Annotated in this window: 29 protein-coding genes and 1 pseudogene; 29 read left to right on the top strand and 1 reads right to left on the bottom strand. The window is 64.5% G+C overall.

Translation table 11 applies throughout. The features are described 5' to 3' along the window. Nucleotides 1–5: 5 nt before the first annotated feature. Nucleotides 6–764 carry a hypothetical protein gene (locus VJ655_RS00870; RefSeq protein WP_324097487.1) on the bottom strand — a complete coding sequence of 253 codons (759 nt, stop codon included), beginning with the start codon at nucleotides 762–764 and terminating at the stop codon, nucleotides 6–8. A 404-nt stretch (nucleotides 765–1168) separates the two neighbouring features. Between VJ655_RS00870 and VJ655_RS00865 the strand changes: the two are divergent. The 29 genes and pseudogenes from VJ655_RS00865 to VJ655_RS00725 all read left to right on the top strand — a co-directional run bounded on the left by VJ655_RS00865 (nucleotide 1169) and on the right by VJ655_RS00725 (nucleotide 16711). Then, nucleotides 1169–1371, top strand: a pseudogene (locus VJ655_RS00865) (hypothetical protein). A gap of 13 nt (nucleotides 1372–1384) precedes the next feature. Beyond that, entirely contained in the window at nucleotides 1385–1693 is a 309-nt protein-coding gene (gene rpsJ, locus VJ655_RS00860) for a 30S ribosomal protein S10 (protein WP_004616952.1), read from the top strand. Nucleotides 1694–1707: 14 nt separating this feature from the next. Continuing rightward, entirely contained in the window at nucleotides 1708–2478 is a 771-nt protein-coding gene (gene rplC, locus VJ655_RS00855; RefSeq protein ID WP_324097486.1) for a 50S ribosomal protein L3, read from the top strand. After that, complete coding sequence (rplD, locus tag VJ655_RS00850; RefSeq protein ID WP_223394541.1) at nucleotides 2478–3116, top strand: 50S ribosomal protein L4; 639 nt, start codon at nucleotides 2478–2480, stop codon at nucleotides 3114–3116. Before rplC ends, rplD begins: the two co-directional genes overlap by 1 nt. Next, nucleotides 3116–3412, top strand: coding sequence for a 50S ribosomal protein L23 (locus VJ655_RS00845; protein ID WP_010919129.1), 297 nt, complete (start codon nucleotides 3116–3118; stop codon nucleotides 3410–3412). Before rplD ends, VJ655_RS00845 begins: the two co-directional genes overlap by 1 nt. Nucleotides 3413–3415: 3 nt before the next feature. Continuing rightward, the gene (rplB, locus tag VJ655_RS00840) at nucleotides 3416–4255 is read left to right on the top strand and encodes a 50S ribosomal protein L2 (protein ID WP_309999397.1); all 840 of its coding nucleotides are present in this window, start codon (nucleotides 3416–3418) and stop codon (nucleotides 4253–4255) included. A 3-nt stretch (nucleotides 4256–4258) separates the two neighbouring features. Continuing rightward, nucleotides 4259–4537, top strand: a complete 279-nt coding sequence (gene rpsS, locus VJ655_RS00835; RefSeq protein WP_099442405.1) for a 30S ribosomal protein S19 — start codon at nucleotides 4259–4261, stop codon at nucleotides 4535–4537. Between the two features lie 2 nt (nucleotides 4538–4539). Continuing rightward, complete coding sequence (rplV, locus tag VJ655_RS00830; RefSeq protein ID WP_010919132.1) at nucleotides 4540–4920, top strand: 50S ribosomal protein L22; 381 nt, start codon at nucleotides 4540–4542, stop codon at nucleotides 4918–4920. Next, on the top strand, nucleotides 4920–5672 hold the full coding sequence (gene rpsC / locus VJ655_RS00825; protein ID WP_324097485.1) for a 30S ribosomal protein S3: 753 nt from the start codon (nucleotides 4920–4922) through the stop codon (nucleotides 5670–5672). The genes rplV and rpsC overlap by 1 nt, the downstream gene beginning before the upstream one ends. Before the next feature lie 13 nt (nucleotides 5673–5685). After that, a complete protein-coding gene (gene rplP, locus VJ655_RS00820) occupies nucleotides 5686–6117 on the top strand; it encodes a 50S ribosomal protein L16 (protein WP_324097484.1) in 432 nt (143 codons plus the stop codon). Nucleotides 6118–6119: 2 nt separating this feature from the next. After that, nucleotides 6120–6311 (top strand): 50S ribosomal protein L29, encoded by a 192-nt coding sequence (rpmC, locus tag VJ655_RS00815; protein WP_324097483.1) that lies wholly within the window; start codon nucleotides 6120–6122, stop codon nucleotides 6309–6311. 10 nt (nucleotides 6312–6321) lie between these two features. Continuing rightward, nucleotides 6322–6561 (top strand): 30S ribosomal protein S17, encoded by a 240-nt coding sequence (gene rpsQ / locus VJ655_RS00810; protein ID WP_013078652.1) that lies wholly within the window; start codon nucleotides 6322–6324, stop codon nucleotides 6559–6561. A 17-nt stretch (nucleotides 6562–6578) separates the two neighbouring features. Continuing rightward, nucleotides 6579–6947, top strand: coding sequence for a 50S ribosomal protein L14 (gene rplN, locus VJ655_RS00805; protein ID WP_010919137.1), 369 nt, complete (start codon nucleotides 6579–6581; stop codon nucleotides 6945–6947). Then, nucleotides 6947–7261 carry a 50S ribosomal protein L24 gene (rplX, locus tag VJ655_RS00800; RefSeq protein ID WP_013078653.1) on the top strand — a complete coding sequence of 105 codons (315 nt, stop codon included), beginning with the start codon at nucleotides 6947–6949 and terminating at the stop codon, nucleotides 7259–7261. The genes rplN and rplX overlap by 1 nt, the downstream gene beginning before the upstream one ends. Then, complete coding sequence (gene rplE / locus VJ655_RS00795; protein ID WP_324097481.1) at nucleotides 7254–7811, top strand: 50S ribosomal protein L5; 558 nt, start codon at nucleotides 7254–7256, stop codon at nucleotides 7809–7811. Before rplX ends, rplE begins: the two co-directional genes overlap by 8 nt. A gap of 24 nt (nucleotides 7812–7835) precedes the next feature. After that, entirely contained in the window at nucleotides 7836–8141 is a 306-nt protein-coding gene (gene rpsN, locus VJ655_RS00790) for a 30S ribosomal protein S14 (RefSeq protein WP_324097480.1), read from the top strand. A 10-nt stretch (nucleotides 8142–8151) separates the two neighbouring features. After that, complete coding sequence (rpsH, locus tag VJ655_RS00785) at nucleotides 8152–8550, top strand: 30S ribosomal protein S8 (RefSeq protein WP_004616911.1); 399 nt, start codon at nucleotides 8152–8154, stop codon at nucleotides 8548–8550. An 18-nt stretch (nucleotides 8551–8568) separates the two neighbouring features. Further along, nucleotides 8569–9102, top strand: coding sequence for a 50S ribosomal protein L6 (rplF, locus tag VJ655_RS00780; protein WP_324097479.1), 534 nt, complete (start codon nucleotides 8569–8571; stop codon nucleotides 9100–9102). Nucleotides 9103–9105: 3 nt separating this feature from the next. Then, nucleotides 9106–9456, top strand: coding sequence for a 50S ribosomal protein L18 (gene rplR / locus VJ655_RS00775; RefSeq protein WP_013078658.1), 351 nt, complete (start codon nucleotides 9106–9108; stop codon nucleotides 9454–9456). A 10-nt stretch (nucleotides 9457–9466) separates the two neighbouring features. Next, nucleotides 9467–10072 (top strand): 30S ribosomal protein S5, encoded by a 606-nt coding sequence (gene rpsE, locus VJ655_RS00770; RefSeq protein WP_010919144.1) that lies wholly within the window; start codon nucleotides 9467–9469, stop codon nucleotides 10070–10072. Nucleotides 10073–10075: 3 nt separating this feature from the next. Next, entirely contained in the window at nucleotides 10076–10261 is a 186-nt protein-coding gene (gene rpmD, locus VJ655_RS00765) for a 50S ribosomal protein L30 (protein WP_013078659.1), read from the top strand. 164 nt (nucleotides 10262–10425) lie between these two features. Then, nucleotides 10426–10911 (top strand): 50S ribosomal protein L15, encoded by a 486-nt coding sequence (rplO, locus tag VJ655_RS00760; protein ID WP_324097478.1) that lies wholly within the window; start codon nucleotides 10426–10428, stop codon nucleotides 10909–10911. A 281-nt stretch (nucleotides 10912–11192) separates the two neighbouring features. Further along, nucleotides 11193–12548, top strand: a complete 1356-nt coding sequence (gene secY, locus VJ655_RS00755; RefSeq protein WP_324097477.1) for a preprotein translocase subunit SecY — start codon at nucleotides 11193–11195, stop codon at nucleotides 12546–12548. 125 nt (nucleotides 12549–12673) lie between these two features. After that, the gene (locus tag VJ655_RS00750; RefSeq protein WP_324097475.1) at nucleotides 12674–13243 is read left to right on the top strand and encodes an adenylate kinase; all 570 of its coding nucleotides are present in this window, start codon (nucleotides 12674–12676) and stop codon (nucleotides 13241–13243) included. A 175-nt stretch (nucleotides 13244–13418) separates the two neighbouring features. Beyond that, entirely contained in the window at nucleotides 13419–13787 is a 369-nt protein-coding gene (gene rpsM / locus VJ655_RS00745) for a 30S ribosomal protein S13 (protein WP_004616895.1), read from the top strand. A gap of 12 nt (nucleotides 13788–13799) precedes the next feature. After that, nucleotides 13800–14189 (top strand): 30S ribosomal protein S11, encoded by a 390-nt coding sequence (rpsK, locus tag VJ655_RS00740; RefSeq protein WP_013078663.1) that lies wholly within the window; start codon nucleotides 13800–13802, stop codon nucleotides 14187–14189. Between the two features lie 77 nt (nucleotides 14190–14266). Beyond that, nucleotides 14267–15283 (top strand): DNA-directed RNA polymerase subunit alpha, encoded by a 1017-nt coding sequence (locus tag VJ655_RS00735; RefSeq protein WP_047413138.1) that lies wholly within the window; start codon nucleotides 14267–14269, stop codon nucleotides 15281–15283. Nucleotides 15284–15485: 202 nt separating this feature from the next. Then, nucleotides 15486–15899, top strand: coding sequence for a 50S ribosomal protein L17 (gene rplQ, locus VJ655_RS00730; protein ID WP_324097473.1), 414 nt, complete (start codon nucleotides 15486–15488; stop codon nucleotides 15897–15899). 188 nt (nucleotides 15900–16087) lie between these two features. After that, entirely contained in the window at nucleotides 16088–16711 is a 624-nt protein-coding gene (locus VJ655_RS00725; protein WP_324097472.1) for a CC0125/CC1285 family lipoprotein, read from the top strand. The last annotated feature ends 258 nt before the right edge of the window (nucleotides 16712–16969 follow it).

Below are 16969 nucleotides of genomic sequence, written 5' to 3'. Positions count from 1 at the left end.
CCGGCTTAGCGGACGCCGAAGCCGAACAGGTCGCCGGCCGAGATCAGGTCGGCGCCGGCGCGGTCACGATCCTTCAGGCTGCCGCCGAAGGTGTAGCGCAGACCGATCTTCACGGCGTCGGCGTTCAGGTCGGCCAGGTCGTCCGACTCGCTGTGGGTGTACTTGGCGAACGTGCTCCAGCCGGTGCCCGTGAACTTGTACTCACCGCCGACATTCACGTCCCACAGGTCGGCGTTGACGTTGGTGTCGATGCGCGACCAGGCCGCGCCGGCGTCCAGGCGGAAGTTGTCCGAGACGAAGTAACGGACGTCACCGCGCACGGTGTAGAGATCCGCGTCCAGGTCGTTCGACTGGCCGTAGGCCGCCACGCCCGACAGGGTGACGTTCGACAGGTACTTGTGAGCCTCGCCGCCGACGGCCCAGAGGGTGTCGTTGGCCGGGCGGGAGAGGGCGGTGAAGCCGCCGACGCGCCAGCTGTCGCCGATCTTGGTGGTCAGGTGGGCGGCGCCCGAGGCGATGGTGTCGTCCGACAGGTCGTTGTCCGAGATCGAGACGTCGCCGTTGGCGGTCACGGTCCAGGCGCCCTTGAGCGGAATGGCGACCGAACCGTCGATCACGGCCGACGAGCCGTGGGCGCCGCCGAACTGGGTGTTGACGTCCGTGTAGTTCACGGCGGCGCCGATCGAACCGACGTTCTGGGCGAAGGCCGGGGCCGAGACGGCGGCGGCGATCAGGGCGGCGGTGGCGAAGAGCTTGGTATTCATTGGGTCTATCCCCTTACACACGAGTGGCTCCTCCGGCTGGCTGGGCGGTCGTTGTTGGGGGGAGCCGCCACCCAGTCCGCCGGGGAGGGGCGGCATCTATGGAGGTTCGGGGAAGCGCTCAAGGCCAATGGCGGCGCTTGTGGGTCGAATAATGCATTTTTGTGACACTTGCGGAGGCGAGGATTTCACCTACGCGCGAGCGGGCGCACGTTCTTGCTATCCTTCGGGTGAAAGTCGTTAAAAGCAGACCGGCGTTATGTTTCCGAGGGCCTTGCGTCCAACGGGGAGGGCGCCTATTCAGAACCCGCCCGACGACTCGAGTCCCGCAAGGACGAGACGAACCGGACAGAGCGCTTGACGAAACCGATTCCGGAACGTACAAGCGCGCCTCTGTTGGACCGGCTGTGAGCTTTAGGGCTCAAACGCGGTTCGCGAGACGCCCGGACATAGCGCCGCCAACCTTCTTCCGAGAAGGGGCGCAATATCTGGACAACCACCCCGGCGGGAGACCGCAGGGGTATTTTGTTTTGCGGACGCTGCGTACGAGCTCTCTCGGGAGTTCGAGTTGGTCTTTGAAATGGTTCGAGACGCGGGCGCAGCCCACTAGGAAACCGAGCGATATGGATCGTCAGAACATCCGCATCCGGCTCAAGGCCTTCGATCACCGCGTGTTGGATCATTCCACGCGCGAGATCGTCAATACGGCCAAGCGCACGGGCGCGACGGTGCGGGGCCCCATCCCCCTGCCCACGCTTATCGAGAAATTCACCGTCAACCGTTCGCCGCACGTCGACAAGAAGTCGCGCGAGCAGTTCGAGATCCGTACGCACAAGCGCGTTCTCGACATCGTTGACCCGACTCCGCAGACCGTGGACGCGCTGATGAAGCTCGACCTGTCGGCCGGCGTTGACGTCGAAATCAAGCTGTAAGGAGGGCCTTTCTTATGACTCTCCCCACCCAACGCACCGGCCTGATCGCCAAGAAGCTCGGCATGACCCGCTTCTTCGACGACGCTGGCCAGCACGTGCCGGTCACCGTCCTGTCGCTCGACGGTTGCCAGGTCACGGCTCAGCGCACCGTTGAGAAGGACGGCTACACCGCCCTGCAACTCGGCGCCGGTCCGAAGAAAGCCAAGAACACCTCGAAGGCCCTGCGCGGCCACTTCGCGAAGGCGGCCGTTGAGCCGAAGCGCGTCGTCGCCGAGTTCCGCGTCGAAGAGAACGCCCTGATCGAAGTTGGCGCCGAGTTCACGGCCGACCACTTCGTCGCCGGCCAGAAGGTCGACATCCAAGGCGTGACCGTCGGTAAGGGTTTCGCCGGCGCCATGAAGCGCTGGAACTTCGGTGGTCTGCGCGCCACCCACGGTGTTTCGGTCTCGCACCGCTCGCACGGTTCGACCGGTAACCGCCAGGATCCGGGTCGTACGTTCCCGGGCAAGAAGATGGCGGGTCACCTCGGTCAGGAAACCGTCACCACGCTGAACGTCACCGTTTGGAAGGTTGACGTCGAGCGCGGTCTGATCCTGGTCAAGGGCGCCGTCCCGGGCCACGAAGGCAGCTACGTGAAGATCCGCGACGCCGTGAAGAAGGCCGCTCCGGCCGACCTCCCGCGTCCGGGCGCTTTCCGCAAGGCTGGCGAGGCTCCGGCCGCCGCGGCTGCTGAAACCCCCGCTGAAGAGGCCCCCGCGGCTACGACCGAAGAGGGCGAAGGCTAATGAAACTCGACGTCATCAAGCTTGACGGCGGCAAGGCCGGTTCCGTGGACCTCGACGACGCCATCTTCGGCATCGACGACATCCGCGGCGACATCCTGCAGCGCGTCGTGACCTGGCAGCTGGCCAAGCGCCGCTCGGGCAACCACAAGATTCAAGTTCGTAACGAGGTCTCTCGTACGAGCAAGAAGATGTACAAGCAGAAGGGCACCGGCGGCGCCCGTCACGGTTCGCGCCGTGCGGCCCAGTTCGTCGGCGGCGCCAAGGCCCACGGCCCTGTCGTCCGTAGCCACGCTTTCGACCTGCCGAAGAAGATCCGGGCCCTGGCTCTGCGCCACGCCCTGTCGTCGAAGGCCAAGTCGGGCGCGCTGGTCGTTCTGGACAGCGCCGTTCTGACCGAAGCGAAGACGGCCGCCCTGCGCGCCAACTTCGACAAGATCGGTCTGAAGAACGCCCTGGTCATCGCCGGTCCGGAAGTGGACGCGAACTTCAAGCTCGCCGCCCGCAACATCCCGAACGTGGATGTCCTGCCGAACGCCGGCCTGAACGTCTACGACGTGCTGCGTCGCCAAACCCTCGTCCTGACCAAGGACGCGGTCGAAGCGATCTCGGCCCGTTTCGCTGAGAAGGAAGCCGCCTAATGGCCGCCACCGCTCGCCACTACGATACGATCCTGTCGCCGGTGATCACCGAAAAGACGACCCTGCTCAGCGAGCAGAACAAGGTTGTCTTCAAGGTGGCCAACGACGCGACCAAGGATGAAATCGCCGCCGCCGTCGAAGAGCTGTTCAAGGTCAAGGTGACCAAGGTCAACACCATCGTGACCAAGGGCAAGACCAAGCGCTTCCGCGGCATCGTGGGTCGTCGCAACGACGTCAAAAAAGCGATCGTGACGCTGGCCGAAGGCCAGTCGATCGACATCACGACGGGGCTCTAAGTCATGGCCTTGAAGCAATTTAACCCGACCAGCCCCGGCCAGCGCGGCCTGGTGCTGATCGACCGCAGCGAACTTCACAAGGGCAAGCCCGAGAAGAAGCTCGTTGAAGGCCTGACCAAGTCGGGCGGTCGCGGCGGCAATGGCCGTATCGCGGTCCGTTTCCGCGGCGGCGGCGCCAAGCGCCTGTACCGTCTGGTCGACTTCAAGCGTCGCAAGCAAGGCGTGGCCACGGTCGTTCGTCTCGAGTACGACCCCAACCGCACCGCCTTCATCGCCCTGATCAAGTATCAGGCCGACGGCGAGCTGGCCTACATCCTGGCCCCGCAACGCCTGAAGGCCGGCGACGAAGTCGTCACCGGCGAGAAGGTCGACGTGAAGCCGGGCAACGCCTCGCCGCTGCGCACGCTGCCGATCGGCACGATCATCCACAACATCGAGCTGAAGCCCGCCAAGGGTGGTCAGATCGCCCGTTCGGCTGGCGCCTACGCCCAGCTGGTCGGTCGTGACGCCGGCTACGCCCAGATCCGCCTGAACTCGGGCGAGCTGCGCATGGTGCTCGACTCGTGCATGGCCACCGTCGGCGCCGTGTCGAACCCCGACCACATGAACCAGAACCTCGGCAAGGCCGGTCGTTCTCGTCACATGGGCCGTCGCCCGCACGTCCGCGGTGTCGCCATGAACCCGGTCGACCACCCCCACGGTGGTGGTGAAGGCCGGACTTCGGGCGGTCGTCACCCGGTGACCCCGGCTGGTAAGCCGACCAAGGGCGCCAAGACCCGCGTCAACAAGGCCACGGACAAGTTCATCATCCGTTCGCGCCACAAAGCGAAGAAGGGCCGCTAAGCCATGACCCGCTCAGTCTGGAAAGGCCCGTTTGTCGACGGGTACCTCCTGAAGAAGGCCGACGCCGCTCTGTCGTCGGGCCGCAAGGACGTCATCAAGACCTGGTCGCGTCGCTCGACGATCATGCCGCAATTCGTCGGCCTGACCTTCGGCGTCCACAACGGCCACAAGCACGTCCCGGTCTCCGTGTCGGAAGACATGGTCGGCATGAAGTTCGGCGAGTTCGCTCCCACGCGTAACTTCCCGGGCCACGCCGCCGACAAGAAGGCCAAGAGGAAGTAATCATGGCCAAGCAGAAGCAAGAACGCCGCCTGCCGGCCGCCGAAGCGATGTGCAAGGTGCGCACTCTGCGCACCAGCCCGCGCAAGCTGAACCTGGTCGCTCAGTCCATCCGTGGCCTGAACGTCCAGCGCGCTCTCAACGAGCTCGAGTTCAGCCACAAGCGCATCGCCCAGGACGTCCGCAAGGCGCTGTACTCGGCGATCTCCAACGCCGAGAACAACCACAACCTCGACATCGACTCCCTGGTCGTCGCCGAGGCCTATGTGGGCAAGAACCTGATCATGAAGCGTTTCTCGCCCCGCGCCCGCGGTCGCGCGACGCGCGTCGAGAAGCCGTTCTCCGAGATCACGATCGTGGTCCGCGAACTGGGTGAGGCCGCCTAATGGGTCAGAAAGTCAATCCGGTCGGGCTGCGGCTCGGCGTCAACCGCACCTGGGACAGCCGTTGGTTCGCCGACGGCGCCCAGTACGGCAAGCTGCTGCACCAGGACCTCGCGGTCCGGGCCGCCCTGAAGAAGCGCCTGTACCAAGCCGGTGTCTCGCGCATCATCATCGAGCGTCCGCACAAGAAGTGCCGCATCACGATCTATGCCGCCCGTCCGGGCGTCATCATCGGCAAGAAGGGTGCTGACATCGACAAGCTCCGCAAGGACCTGTCGATCAAGACCGAGGGCGAGGTTCACCTGAACATCGTCGAGATCCGCAAGCCGGAGACCGACGCTCAGCTGGTGGCCGAGTCGATCGCTCAGCAGCTGGAACGCCGTATCGCTTTCCGTCGCGCCATGAAGCGTTCGATCCAGTCGGCCGTGCGCCTCGGCGCCAAGGGCATCCGGATCAACGTCTCGGGTCGCCTCGGCGGCGCTGAAATCGCTCGCATGGAGTGGTATCGCGAAGGTCGCGTGCCGCTGCACACCCTGCGCGCCGACATTGACTTCGGTTTCGCCGAAGCCAAGACCACCTACGGCATCATCGGCGTGAAGACCTGGATCTTCAAAGGCGAGGTGCTGGAGCATGATCCGATGGCGCTCGACAAGCGTCTGGCCACCGAGTCCGGCCCCGCCGGCGAAGGCGGCGGACGTGAGCGCGGTGATCGTCCCGACCGGGGCGACCGTCGTGACCGTCGCGATCGCGCCTAAGGATTAGATCGCCATGCTGTCTCCGAAAAAGACCAAATTCCGCAAGCAGTTCAAGGGCCGCATCCACGGCACTTCGAAGGGCGGCACCCTGCTGAACTTCGGTTCGTACGGCCTGAAGGCCGTCGAGCCGGAGCGCATCACGGCCCGTCAGATCGAAGCCGCCCGTCGCGCCATCACCCGCCAGATGAAGCGTCAAGGCCGCGTCTGGATCCGCATCTTCCCCGACGTGCCGGTCACCGGCAAGCCGGCCGAAGTCCGGATGGGTAAGGGTAAGGGCGCCGTGGATTACTGGGCCGCTCGCGTGGCTCCGGGCCGCATCATGTTCGAGATCGACGGCGTGCCGGACGATATCGCGCGTGAAGCTCTCCGCCTGGGCGCCGCCAAGCTGCCGATCCGCACCCGTGTTGTCACCCGCCTCGACGCGGGCGTGGCCGTGGAGGCATGATCATGAAGATTGCTGACATCCGGGGCCTGACCCCCGACCAGCTGGCCGACACCCTGATCAGCCTGAAGAAGGAGCAGTTCAACCTGCGCTTCCAGGCCGCGACGGGCCAGGTCGAGAAGACCCACCGCGTCAACGAGATCCGCAAGGATATCGCGCGGATCAAGACCGTGCTGCGCGCCAAGGCCGTGGCTTAAGGAGAACGATATGCCCAAGCGTATCCTCGAAGGGGTGGTCGTCTCCGATAAGGGCGACAAGACCGTGGTGGTGAAGGTCGAACGGACCATCGTTCACCCGGTTCTGAAGAAGATCGTGCGTCAGTCCAAAAAGTACCACGCGCACGACGAAGCCAACGCGTACAAGGCCGGTGAAGCTATCCGCATCATCGAGTGCGCTCCGAAGTCCAAGCTGAAGACCTGGGAAGCACTTCCCAAGGCTTCGGCTTAATCTGGAAGGTTTAGACCATGATCCAGATGCAAACTAACCTGGAAGTCGCCGATAACTCTGGCGCTCGCCGGGTCATGTGCATCAAGGTGTTGGGCGGCGCAGGCCGTCGCTACGCCAGCGTCGGCGACGTTATCGTCGTCTCCGTGAAGGAAGCCATCCCGCGCGGTCGCGTGAAGAAGGGTGACGTGCTCCGCGCCGTCGTCGTTCGCGTGAACCAGAACCTGAAGCGCAAGGATGGCTCGGTCATCCGCTTCGACAAGAACGCCGCGGTGATCGTGAACAAGCAGAGCGAGCCGGTCGGCACGCGGATTTTTGGCCCGGTTCCTCGTGAACTGCGCGCCAAGAACCACATGAAGATCATCTCCCTCGCTCCGGAGGTGCTGTAATGGCCGCTAAGATCAAGAAGGGCGACCGCGTCGTCGTTCTGGCGGGCAAGGACAAGGGCAAGCAAGGCTCCGTCCTGCAGGTCCTGCCCAAGGACAACCGGGTTGTCGTGGAAGGCGTGAACATGGTTTCGCGTCACACCAAGGCCACCCAAGCCGACCCGCAAGGCGGCATCAAGCAAAAGGAAGCCGCGCTGCACGTCTCGAACGTCGCCGTCGTGGACTCCAAGGGCAAGCCCACCCGCGTCGGCTTCAAGATCGAAGGCGACAAGAAGGTGCGCGTCGCCAAGACGACCGGCGAGGTGATCAATGGCTGATCAAGCTTACGAGCCCCGGCTGAAGACCGTTTATCGCGACCGCATCCGCGCCGCGATGAAGGAGCAGTTCGGTTACACCAACGAGATGCAGATCCCCAAGCTGGACAAGATCGTCCTGAACATGGGTATCGGCGAGGCCGTGGCCGACTCCAAGAAGGCCCAGACCGCTCTGAAGGACCTGCAGGCGATCGCCGGCCAAAAGCCTGTCGCCACCAAGGCCCGCAAGTCGATCGCCGGCTTCAAGCTGCGCGAAGGCATGGTGGTCGGCGCGAAGGTCACCCTTCGCAAGGACCGGATGTACGAATTCCTCGACCGCCTGGTCACGATCGCGCTGCCGCGCGTGAAGGACTTCCGCGGCCTGAACGGCAAGAGCTTCGACGGCCGTGGCAACTACGCCATGGGCCTGAAGGAGCACCTGGTGTTCCCGGAAATCAACTATGACCAGATCGAACAGATCTGGGGCATGGACATCATCGTCTGCACCACTGCGAAGTCCGACCAGGAAGCCAAGGCTCTCCTGAAGGAATTCCAGTTCCCGTTCGTCAACTAAGAGAGCGGGAAGGGAAAACAAACCATGGCCAAGAAAAGCGCCGTCAACCGCAACGAAGCCGTCAAGGCCCTCGTCAAGCAACTCGCCAGCAAGCGCGCCGCGCTGAAGGCGACCGCCAACGACGAAAGCCTGCCGCTCGAAGAACGCTTCGAGGCTCGCCTCAAGCTCGCCAAGCTGCCCCGTAGCAGCTCGCCGGTTCGCATCCGCAACCGCTGCGAGGTCACGGGCCGTCCGCGCGCTTATTACCGCAAGCTGAAGATGAGCCGTATCGCGCTCCGCGAACTGGGTTCGCAGGGCCAGATCCCCGGCCTCGTCAAGTCGAGCTGGTAAGGACGATCAGATGTCGATGAACGATCCCCTGAGCGATATGATCGCTCGCATCAAGAACGCCGCCACGCGCAAGCGCTCGAAGGTGTCGACGCCGGCTTCCAAGCTGCGCGCCCGCGTCCTCGACGTGCTGGCCGACGAAGGCTACATCCGCGGCTACTCGCTGATCGAGAAGCCCGGTGCGTTCCCCGAATTCGAGATCGAGCTCAAGTACTTCGACGGTGAGCCCGTGATCGCCGAGATCAGCCGCGTGTCCAAGCCTGGCCGTCGCGTCTATTCGTCGATCAAGGACCTGAAGCCGATCAAGAACGGCCTGGGCATCTCGATCCTTTCGACGCCGAAGGGCGTCATGTCGGACACCGCCGCACGCGACGCTAATGTCGGCGGCGAAGTCCTCTGCCGCGTCTACTAGGCGCGGGAGGGAAAGAGCATGTCACGTATCGGTAAGAAAGCCGTCGCAATCCCCTCGGGCGTCACCCTGACGCTCTCGGGTCAGACGGTCACGGTGAAGGGCCCCAAGGGTCAGCTGTCGTGGACGATCGCCGACGAGATCGAGCTGAAGCAAGAGGGCAATGAACTCTCGCTGACGCCTCGCGTCGACACGAAGCGCGCCAAGGGCATGTGGGGTCTGTCCCGCACGCTGGTGGCCAACATGGTGCACGGTGTGACCACCGGCTTCGAGGAAAACCTCGAACTGGTCGGCGTCGGTTATCGCGCGGCCATGAAGGGCACGGCCCTGAGCCTCCAACTCGGTTTCAGCCACGATGTGGACGTTGCGGCCCCGGCCGGCATCACGTTCGCCACTCCGAAGCAAACCGAAATCAAGATCGCCGGCATCGACAAGCAGGCGGTTGGTGAGATTGCCGCGAAGATCCGCCGCATTCGTCCGCCGGAGCCCTACAAGGGCAAGGGCGTGCGTTATGCTGGCGAGACCGTTCGCCGCAAGGAAGGCAAGAAGAAGTAAGCCATGGCGCTCTCTCCTCGTGAATCGGCGGCCAAGCGCGCTCAGCGCGTTCGCACCCGCCTCAAGAGCCTGGCCAACGGTCGTCCGCGCCTGTCGGTCTTCCGTTCGTCCAAGAACATCTACGCCCAGGTCATCGATGATGAACGCGGCGTGACCCTGGCGTCGGCCTCCACCCTGGAAGCCGAAGGCAAGGGCGCGGACAAGGATGCCGCTGCCGCGGTTGGCAAGCTCGTCGCCGAGCGCGCCATCGAAAAGGGCGTCAAGGACGTCGTCTTCGATCGTGGCGGTTACATCTTCCACGGCCGGGTGAAAGCCCTGGCCGACGCCGCGCGCGAAGCCGGCCTGAACTTCTAAGGGAACGAAAATGGCTCGTGGTGAACAACAGCGCGGTGAAGGCGGTCAACGCCGGGACCGTCGCGACCGCAACGCCCCCGAGGAGCGGGTCGACAGCGACATCGTCGAAAAGCTCGTCCACATCAACCGCGTCGCCGCCACCGTGAAGGGTGGTCGTCGCTTCAGCTTCGCCGCTCTGATGGTCGTTGGCGACCAAAAGGGCCGCGTCGGCTTCGGTCATGGCAAGGCGCGTGAAGTGCCGGAAGCCATCCGCAAGGCGACCGAAGAAGCCAAGAAGACGATGATCCGCGTTCCGCTGCGCGAATCCCGCACCCTGCACCACGACGGCGCTGGCCGTTGGGGCGCCGGCAAGGTGATGATGCGGGCGGCGCCTCCCGGCACCGGCGTCATCGCCGGCGGTCCGATGCGCGCGGTTCTCGAAACCCTGGGCGTCCAGGACGTCGTGGCCAAGTCGACGGGTTCCTCGAACCCGTACAACATGGTGCGCGCCACGTTCGAAGCCCTGAAGGTGCAGTCGTCGCCCCGCCAGATCGCCGCCAAGCGCGGCAAGAAGGTTGGCGACATCCTCGGCCGTCGCGCCGACGGCGCTTCGGCGCCGGAAGCCATCGAGGGCTAAGTCATGGCTGAAGCTAAGCAAGTCACGGTGCGCCAAACCGGCAGCCCGATCCGTCGTGAAAAGGACCAGCGCGCGACGCTCGCCGGTCTGGGTCTGAACAAGCTGGGCCGCGTGTCCACGCTGGAAGACACCCCGTCGGTCCGCGGCATGATCCGCAAGGTCCAGCACCTGCTGGAAATCGTCGAGTAAGTCTCTTACCCGACGCGAGATACGCCACCCCGGAGCGATCCGGGGTGGTTTTCGTTTGAAATCCTTATTTGATTTTTGAGTCGATTTAGGGTTTTAAGCGCGCTCTGTTTTCAAAAGCCGAGTCCAGCCGCTGGTTGGGCGCAGATCTCCAAGGAGAGGCACATATGACCAAGCTGAACGAACTGGCCCCGCAGGAAGGCTCGACCAAGAACCGCATGCGCGTCGGCCGCGGCCCGGGTTCGGGCAAGGGCAAGACCGCCGGTCGCGGTGTGAAGGGCCAGAAGGCGCGCTCGGGCGTCGCCATCAACGGCTTCGAAGGCGGTCAAATGCCGCTGCACATGCGTATGCCGAAGCGCGGCTTCAACAACCCCTTCCGCCTCGAGTTCGCCGAAGTGAACCTGTGGCGCCTGGAACAGGCCGTCGCCGCTGGCAAGTTCAAGAAGGGCGCCGAGCTGGGCGCCGCTGAACTGGTCGCCGCCGGCGTCATCCGTCGCGAACTGGACGGCGTGAAGCTGCTGGGCAAGGGCGAGATCAAGACCGCCCTGAAGCTGACCGTCTACTCGGCCACCGAAGCCGCCATCAAGGCCGTCGAGGCCGCCGGCGGTTCGGTCACCGTGACCAAGAAGGCCAAGGCGGAAGCCGAAGCCTAATCCATAAAAACTGTCATCCCGGCCCAGCGCGCGGCGCGCCGAGCCGGGACCGCCGCGAGCGTCGGCGTTTCTGGCGGTCCCGGCTCTTCCTCCGGCTTTCGCCGGGGTCCGGCCGGGATGACAGTTGTTTTACGAGGCTCGCCGTGACATCGCGGCGAGCCTCACCTATTTGTGGCGCTCTCCTCGGATCAGCCTGATCCGGGAAACCTAATTTCAGAGCGTGGTCGTCGCCGAAGCGATATCTGCTTCGGCTATCAAGCTCCTGAGTCGTGGGGATCTGAATGGCCTCGGCCGCCGAACAACTCGCAGCCAACATGAATTTCGCGTCGTTCCAGAAGGCGACCGATCTTCACAAGCGCATCTGGTTCACGATCATCGCCCTGATCGTCTATCGCCTGGGCTCCTACGTTCCGATCCCCGGCATCGACGTCAACGCCTTCGCCCGGCTGTTCAACAGCAACTCCGAGGGCATCCTGGGCATGTTCAACATGTTCTCGGGCGGCGCCGTCTCGCGGATGGCGATCTTCTCGCTGAACGTGATGCCCTACATCAGCGCCTCGATCATCGTGCAGCTGATGGGTTCGGTGTATCCGCCGTGGGAGAAGCTGAAGAAGGAAGGCGGGGAGGCGGGTCGCAAGACCCTGAACCAGTACACCCGTTATCTGGCCGTGGTGCTGGCCGTCGTTCAGTCGGCCTCGATCGCCATGGGCCTGGCGGCTCAGCCCGGCGTCGTCGTCGAGGGCGTGGGCCAGGTGTTCTTCGTCGTCTCCACCGTCGTGGCGCTGACCGGCGGGACCCTGTTCCTGATGTGGCTGGGCGAGCAGATCACCAGCCGTGGCGTCGGCAACGGCGTCTCGCTGATCATCTTCGCGGGCATCGTGGCCCGCCTGCCGATCGTGCTGGGCCAGATGCTGGTCCAGGGCCAGACCTCGGGCAACTACACCCCGCTGTTCCTGATCGTGATCGGCTGCGTCGCCGCCATCCTGGCCATCGTCTTCATGGAGCGCTCGCAGCGCCGCCTGCTGGTCCACTATCCCAAGCGCCAGCAGGGCAACCGGATGATCGGCGGCGAAAGCTCGTTCATGCCGCTGAAGATCAACACCGCGGGTGTCATCCCGCCGATCTTCGCCTCCAGCCTTCTGCTGCTGCCGACGACGGCCATGCAGTTCATCCAGACCACCAACCTGCCGGCGTGGGCCTCGTGGCTGCCCGGCGTGGTCGGCGCCCTGCAGCACGGCCACCCGGCGTTCCTGGTGTTCTACGCCCTGCTGATCATCTTCTTCTCGTTCTTCTACACCTCGGTGGTGTTCAATCCCGAGGAGACGGCCGAGAACCTGCGCAAGTACGGCGGCTTCCTGCCGGGCATCCGTCCGGGCAAGCGCACCGCCGAGTACCTGGACTATGTGCTGACCCGCCTGACGGTGATCGGCGCGGCCTACATCACCGCTGTCTGCGTCGCGCCGGAGCTGGCGATGATGGCGATCAAGTCGAACCAGTTCGCCCTGGGCGGCACCTCGATCCTGATCGTCGTCACGGTGACGATGGACACCGTGGCGCAGATCCAGTCGCACTTGCTGGCCCACCAGTACGAGGGCCTGATCAAGAAGTCGAAACTGCGCGGCGGTCGCAACCGCTAGGCGGCGAGATAGAGCGTCGGAAGCCGGTTTGTCACGAAACCGGCTTCCGTTTTCTTCCGGCGCAATCTAGGTCTGCGGCGGGAAGGTGAGCGGGCGAAGACCCGCCAACGCGCGAAGGGGCTTTCATGAACTTGATCCTGTTCGGTCCGCCGGCGGCGGGGAAGGGCACTCAGGCCAAGCGCCTGGTCACTGAGCGGGGCATGGTCCAGCTCTCGACTGGCGACATGCTGAGGGCCGCCATCGCCTCGGGCTCGGAGCTGGGCCAGCGCGTCAAGGGCGTGCTGGATCGCGGCGAGCTGGTCACCGACGAGATCGTCATCGCCCTGATCGAAGAACGCTTGCCCGAGGCCGAGGCGGCCGGCGGCGCGATCTTCGACGGGTTCCCCCGCACCGTGGCCCAGGCCGAGGCGCTGGACAAAATCCTCTCCGCCCGCGGACAGAAGATCGACGTCGTTCTCCGACTCAAGGTAGACGAGCCGGCCCTGATCGAGCGGATCAAGAAGCGGTTCGAAGAGCAGGGACGGCCCGACGACAATCCGGAAGTCTTCGTGACTCGCCTGGCCGCCTACAACGCCCAGACCGCGCCGCTGCTGCCGTATTACCAAGGGCAGGGGAAGCTGAAGGAACTGGACGGGATGGGTTCGGTCGAAGCCGTGGCCACGTCCATCGACGCCGCTCTATCGGGAGCGGTCTAAGAAAGCCCGAATTCACTGGATGTCCGGTGGATTCAGTTGTTGACGGAAGCGAAACGATCCCTATAACGGGGCGCTTCCGCGAAAGGGCGCGATCCGTGCGCGCCGGTCTTGGTCTTCTGGATCGAGCCGGGCGCGCCGTTCGCGTCTTTAGTGCGTGACTAGGAGAACATTAGACGTGGCCCGTATCGCAGGCGTCAACATCCCGACGAACAAGCGCGTTCTGATCGCGCTTCAGTACATTCACGGCATCGGCCAGAAGTCCGCGCGTGAGATCATCACCAAGGTGGGCATCGAGGATGCGCGTCGGGTCAATCAACTGACCGACGCCGAGGTCCTGGCGATCCGCGAAACGATCGACCGCGACTACACCGTCGAGGGCGATCTGCGCCGCGAGAACTCGATGAACATCAAGCGTCTGATGGACCTGGCCTGCTATCGCGGCCTGCGTCACCGCAAGGGCCTGCCGGTCCGCGGTCAGCGCACCCACACGAACGCTCGCACCCGCAAGGGTCCGGCCAAGCCGATCGCCGGCAAGAAGAAATAAGGTAGCCTGACGATGGCCAAGGAACCGGGTCGCGTTAAACGTCGCGAACGTAAGAACATCACCTCGGGCGTGGCGCATGTGAACGCCTCGTTCAACAACACCATGATCACCATCACCGACGCCCAGGGCAACACGATCTCGTGGTCCAGCGCCGGCATGATGGGCTTCAAGGGCTCGCGCAAGTCGACCCCGTACGCCGCTCAGATGGCCGCCGAAGACGCGGGCAAGAAGGCTGCGGAACACGGCGTGAAGACCCTGGAAGTCAACGTTTCGGGTCCGGGTTCTGGCCGTGAGTCGGCTCTGCGCGCCCTTCAGGCCGCGGGCATGACCATCACGACCATCCGCGACGTCACGCCGATCCCGCACAACGGCTGCCGTCCGCCCAAGCGTCGTCGCGTCTAGTACTTTTTAGACCACAATTCTCCTTCGCCGGCTGCGCAAAACGCGGCCGGCGAGCCGCGTTCAAGGGACCCGACCACGTGATCGAAAGAAACTGGAACGAGCTGATCCGTCCTGAGAAGCCGCAGATCGAAACCGGCGCCGATGCGACCCGCAAGGCCCGTATCGTCGCCGAGCCGCTCGAGCGCGGCTTCGGTGTGACGCTCGGCAACGCCCTGCGTCGCGTTCTCCTCTCGTCGCTGCAAGGCGCCGCCGTCACCGCCATCCAAATCGATGGCGTGGTGCACGAATTCTCCTCGCTCGAAGGCGTCCGTGAAGACGTCGTCGACATCGTTCTGAACATCAAGCAACTGGCCGTTCGGATGCATGCCGAAGGCCCGAAGCGCATGACCCTGCGCGCCACGGGCCCCGGCCCGGTGACCGCCGGTCAGATCGAAACCCCGGCCGACATCGAAATCCTGAACCCCGACCACGTGCTCTGCACGCTGGACGACGGCGCTTCGGTGCGCATGGAGTTCACGGTCAACAACGGCAAGGGCTACGTCCCGGCCGACCGCAACCGTCCGGAAGACGCGCCGATCGGCCTCATCGCCGTCGACGCCCTGTACTCGCCGGTCAAGCGCGTCGCCTATCGCGTCGAGCCGACCCGTCAAGGCCAGTCGCTGGACTACGACAAGCTGGTCCTGGAAGTGGAAACCAACGGCGCCGTCACTCCGGTGGACGCCGTGGCCTACGCCGCCCGGATCCTGCAGGACCAACTGCAGATCTTCATCACCTTCGAGGAACCGAAGGCCAAGTCGGCCGACGAGTCCAAGCCGGAACTGCCGTTCAACCCGGCCCTGCTGAAGAAGGTCGACGAGCTGGAACTGTCGGTCCGTTCGGCCAACTGCCTGAAGAACGACAACATCGTCTACATCGGCGACCTGATCCAGAAGACCGAAGCCGAGATGCTCCGCACCCCGAACTTCGGCCGCAAGTCGCTGAACGAGATCAAGGAAGTTCTCGCCGGCATGGGCCTGCACCTCGGCATGGACGTGCCGAACTGGCCGCCGGAGAACATCGAAGACCTGGCCAAGAAGTTCGAAGACCAAATCTAAGAACCTCGAAGCCATCCGCGCTTAATCCGGGCCGCTTCTCCTCTCTTCGGAAAGGGAAGGCGGCCTGGGCCTTTTGAAGCCGCAACCGCGGTGGAGGGCCCCGGCGCTTCGCTCTGACCCGGTCGGGAAAGACCAGGATTGGTGACAATCAGGCGCCTACGAGTTTCGCGCCGCTCGGGCCTCGCGCCCAGGAGAGAAGAAAATGCGTCACGGCTACGCCCACCGCAAACTGGGCCGCACCTCGGCTCACCGCACCGCCATGTTCGCCAACATGTCGGCCTCGCTGATCAAGCACGAGCAGATCGTCACCACCCTGCCGAAGGCCAAGGAACTGCGTCCGATCGTCGAAAAGCTGGTCACCCTGGCCAAGCGCGGCGACCTGCACGCTCGTCGCCAAGCCATCAGCTCGGTTCGCGACGTCGAACAAGTCGGCAAGCTCTTCGCGGTCCTTGGCCCGCGCTACAAGGACCGTCAGGGCGGCTACATCCGCGTCCTGAAGGCCGGCTTCCGCTACGGCGACAACGCCCCGCTGGCCGTCATCGAGTTCGTCGACCGCGACGTCTCGGAAAAGGGCAAGGACTCGGGTCCGGTCTACACGAACGAAGCCGACGACTAAGATCCTTTCAGCCTAGGCTGAACGCAGAGGCCCCGGAGCAATCCGGGGCCTTTTTCGTGGCGACGAACGCCCCGGGTATGTGTGGAGATAGCGTGAGGCCGCGAGACGTTGCTAGTTGAGACCCAGGGGCGAGGGCCGGGGTCTTCACGCATTGACCTCGAGGTTCGGATGCTGGAGGGCTTCTAGGGATGACCCATCTGATCGAAACATCGGCCAGGCGCTCTTCGGGCAAGGAGCGCGGCAAGGCCGTCCTGGCGGTGATTGCTATCGCTGCGGCCCTGACCGCCTGCGCTACCCCTTCGTCGCCCCCGCTACCCGCCCAGCAGCAGCCCGGAACCTTCTCTGAGGTTCGGCTCGATGCTGATCGCTATCGCGTCATGCTCGTCGGGCAGCGCCAGGAGGCGCCTGAGGCCGTTCAGCGAGCGCTGCTGAAACGCGCCGCCGAACTGGCCGTGCGAGAGGGCTACGACTGGTTCGAGGCCACGGAGCAAGGCATGCGCGTTCAGTCTGTATTGGTCGCCGGCCCCAGCCCGTTCATGCAGCCGGGGTTCATGTGGGGCGGTGGCGAGGGCTTCCTTCCTAGGTCTTGGCGCGACACCGGACCGCGCTGGAGTGGCGGATGGCGGGACTGGGATCCGTTCCTGGGCGAACCGACTTCTGCGAACCGCGCCCAGGTCCGGGCAACCGACCTGGTGGTCGCCGCAGCCGTGATCGTGCTCCACAAGGGCGCAAAGCCTGGCGACGTGGCGCGAGCCTATGATGCGCGAACGCTTCTGGCGCCGGGGCAGCCTTTGGAGCCGACGCGGCCCTGACGAACGTCGTCGCGGAATCCTTCAGCCTTTCGAAGATACAGGCCGCGCCGGATTTCCCACCACGGTGGCGCCCGGCGCTACGTCCCGCGTCCCCAATGGAACGGCGCGCGGATGGCGACGTTTTCGCCCACCGCGCCCAGACCTTCCTTCAAGAGCGCGGGACGCTCGACCAGGGCGGAGGCGTTGTAGCGGTCCATCCACGCCTGGACGGCGCGCTGGTCGGCCTAAATTTCGGCGTCGCCGGCATGGCGGGACTCG

The sequence above is a fragment of the Caulobacter sp. genome (assembly GCF_035254145.1).
GTDB lineage: Bacteria > Pseudomonadota > Alphaproteobacteria > Caulobacterales > Caulobacteraceae > Caulobacter.
Note: the sequence above shows the minus strand (reverse complement) of the source record. Positions and strands in the feature narration are given on the sequence as shown.

Bases quoted from the DNA above. Each gene is read 5' to 3' on its own strand.
- rpsC (WP_324097485.1), top strand. From the start codon at position 4,920: ATGGGTCAGAAAGTCAATCCGGTCGGGCTGCGGCTCGGCGTCAACCGC.
- rpsN (WP_324097480.1), top strand. From the start codon at position 7,836: ATGGCCAAGAAAAGCGCCGTCAACCGCAACGAAGCCGTCAAGGCCCTC.
- rplO (WP_324097478.1), top strand. From the start codon at position 10,426: ATGACCAAGCTGAACGAACTGGCCCCGCAGGAAGGCTCGACCAAGAAC.
- rpsK (WP_013078663.1), top strand. From the start codon at position 13,800: ATGGCCAAGGAACCGGGTCGCGTTAAACGTCGCGAACGTAAGAACATC.
- rpsS (WP_099442405.1), top strand. From the start codon at position 4,259: ATGACCCGCTCAGTCTGGAAAGGCCCGTTTGTCGACGGGTACCTCCTG.
- secY (WP_324097477.1), top strand. From the start codon at position 11,193: ATGGCCTCGGCCGCCGAACAACTCGCAGCCAACATGAATTTCGCGTCG.
- rpmD (WP_013078659.1), top strand. From the start codon at position 10,076: ATGGCTGAAGCTAAGCAAGTCACGGTGCGCCAAACCGGCAGCCCGATC.
- rplD (WP_223394541.1), top strand. From the start codon at position 2,478: ATGAAACTCGACGTCATCAAGCTTGACGGCGGCAAGGCCGGTTCCGTG.
- rplB (WP_309999397.1), top strand. From the start codon at position 3,416: ATGGCCTTGAAGCAATTTAACCCGACCAGCCCCGGCCAGCGCGGCCTG.
- VJ655_RS00725 (WP_324097472.1), top strand. From the start codon at position 16,088: ATGACCCATCTGATCGAAACATCGGCCAGGCGCTCTTCGGGCAAGGAG.
- rplV (WP_010919132.1), top strand. From the start codon at position 4,540: ATGGCCAAGCAGAAGCAAGAACGCCGCCTGCCGGCCGCCGAAGCGATG.
- VJ655_RS00870 (WP_324097487.1), bottom strand. From the start codon at position 764: ATGAATACCAAGCTCTTCGCCACCGCCGCCCTGATCGCCGCCGCCGTC.
- rplP (WP_324097484.1), top strand. From the start codon at position 5,686: ATGCTGTCTCCGAAAAAGACCAAATTCCGCAAGCAGTTCAAGGGCCGC.
- rplN (WP_010919137.1), top strand. From the start codon at position 6,579: ATGATCCAGATGCAAACTAACCTGGAAGTCGCCGATAACTCTGGCGCT.
- rpsH (WP_004616911.1), top strand. From the start codon at position 8,152: ATGTCGATGAACGATCCCCTGAGCGATATGATCGCTCGCATCAAGAAC.
- VJ655_RS00845 (WP_010919129.1), top strand. From the start codon at position 3,116: ATGGCCGCCACCGCTCGCCACTACGATACGATCCTGTCGCCGGTGATC.
- rplX (WP_013078653.1), top strand. From the start codon at position 6,947: ATGGCCGCTAAGATCAAGAAGGGCGACCGCGTCGTCGTTCTGGCGGGC.
- rpsE (WP_010919144.1), top strand. From the start codon at position 9,467: ATGGCTCGTGGTGAACAACAGCGCGGTGAAGGCGGTCAACGCCGGGAC.
- rplQ (WP_324097473.1), top strand. From the start codon at position 15,486: ATGCGTCACGGCTACGCCCACCGCAAACTGGGCCGCACCTCGGCTCAC.
- rpmC (WP_324097483.1), top strand. From the start codon at position 6,120: ATGAAGATTGCTGACATCCGGGGCCTGACCCCCGACCAGCTGGCCGAC.
- rpsQ (WP_013078652.1), top strand. From the start codon at position 6,322: ATGCCCAAGCGTATCCTCGAAGGGGTGGTCGTCTCCGATAAGGGCGAC.
- rplR (WP_013078658.1), top strand. From the start codon at position 9,106: ATGGCGCTCTCTCCTCGTGAATCGGCGGCCAAGCGCGCTCAGCGCGTT.
- rplE (WP_324097481.1), top strand. From the start codon at position 7,254: ATGGCTGATCAAGCTTACGAGCCCCGGCTGAAGACCGTTTATCGCGAC.
- rplC (WP_324097486.1), top strand. From the start codon at position 1,708: ATGACTCTCCCCACCCAACGCACCGGCCTGATCGCCAAGAAGCTCGGC.
- VJ655_RS00750 (WP_324097475.1), top strand. From the start codon at position 12,674: ATGAACTTGATCCTGTTCGGTCCGCCGGCGGCGGGGAAGGGCACTCAG.
- rplF (WP_324097479.1), top strand. From the start codon at position 8,569: ATGTCACGTATCGGTAAGAAAGCCGTCGCAATCCCCTCGGGCGTCACC.
- rpsJ (WP_004616952.1), top strand. From the start codon at position 1,385: ATGGATCGTCAGAACATCCGCATCCGGCTCAAGGCCTTCGATCACCGC.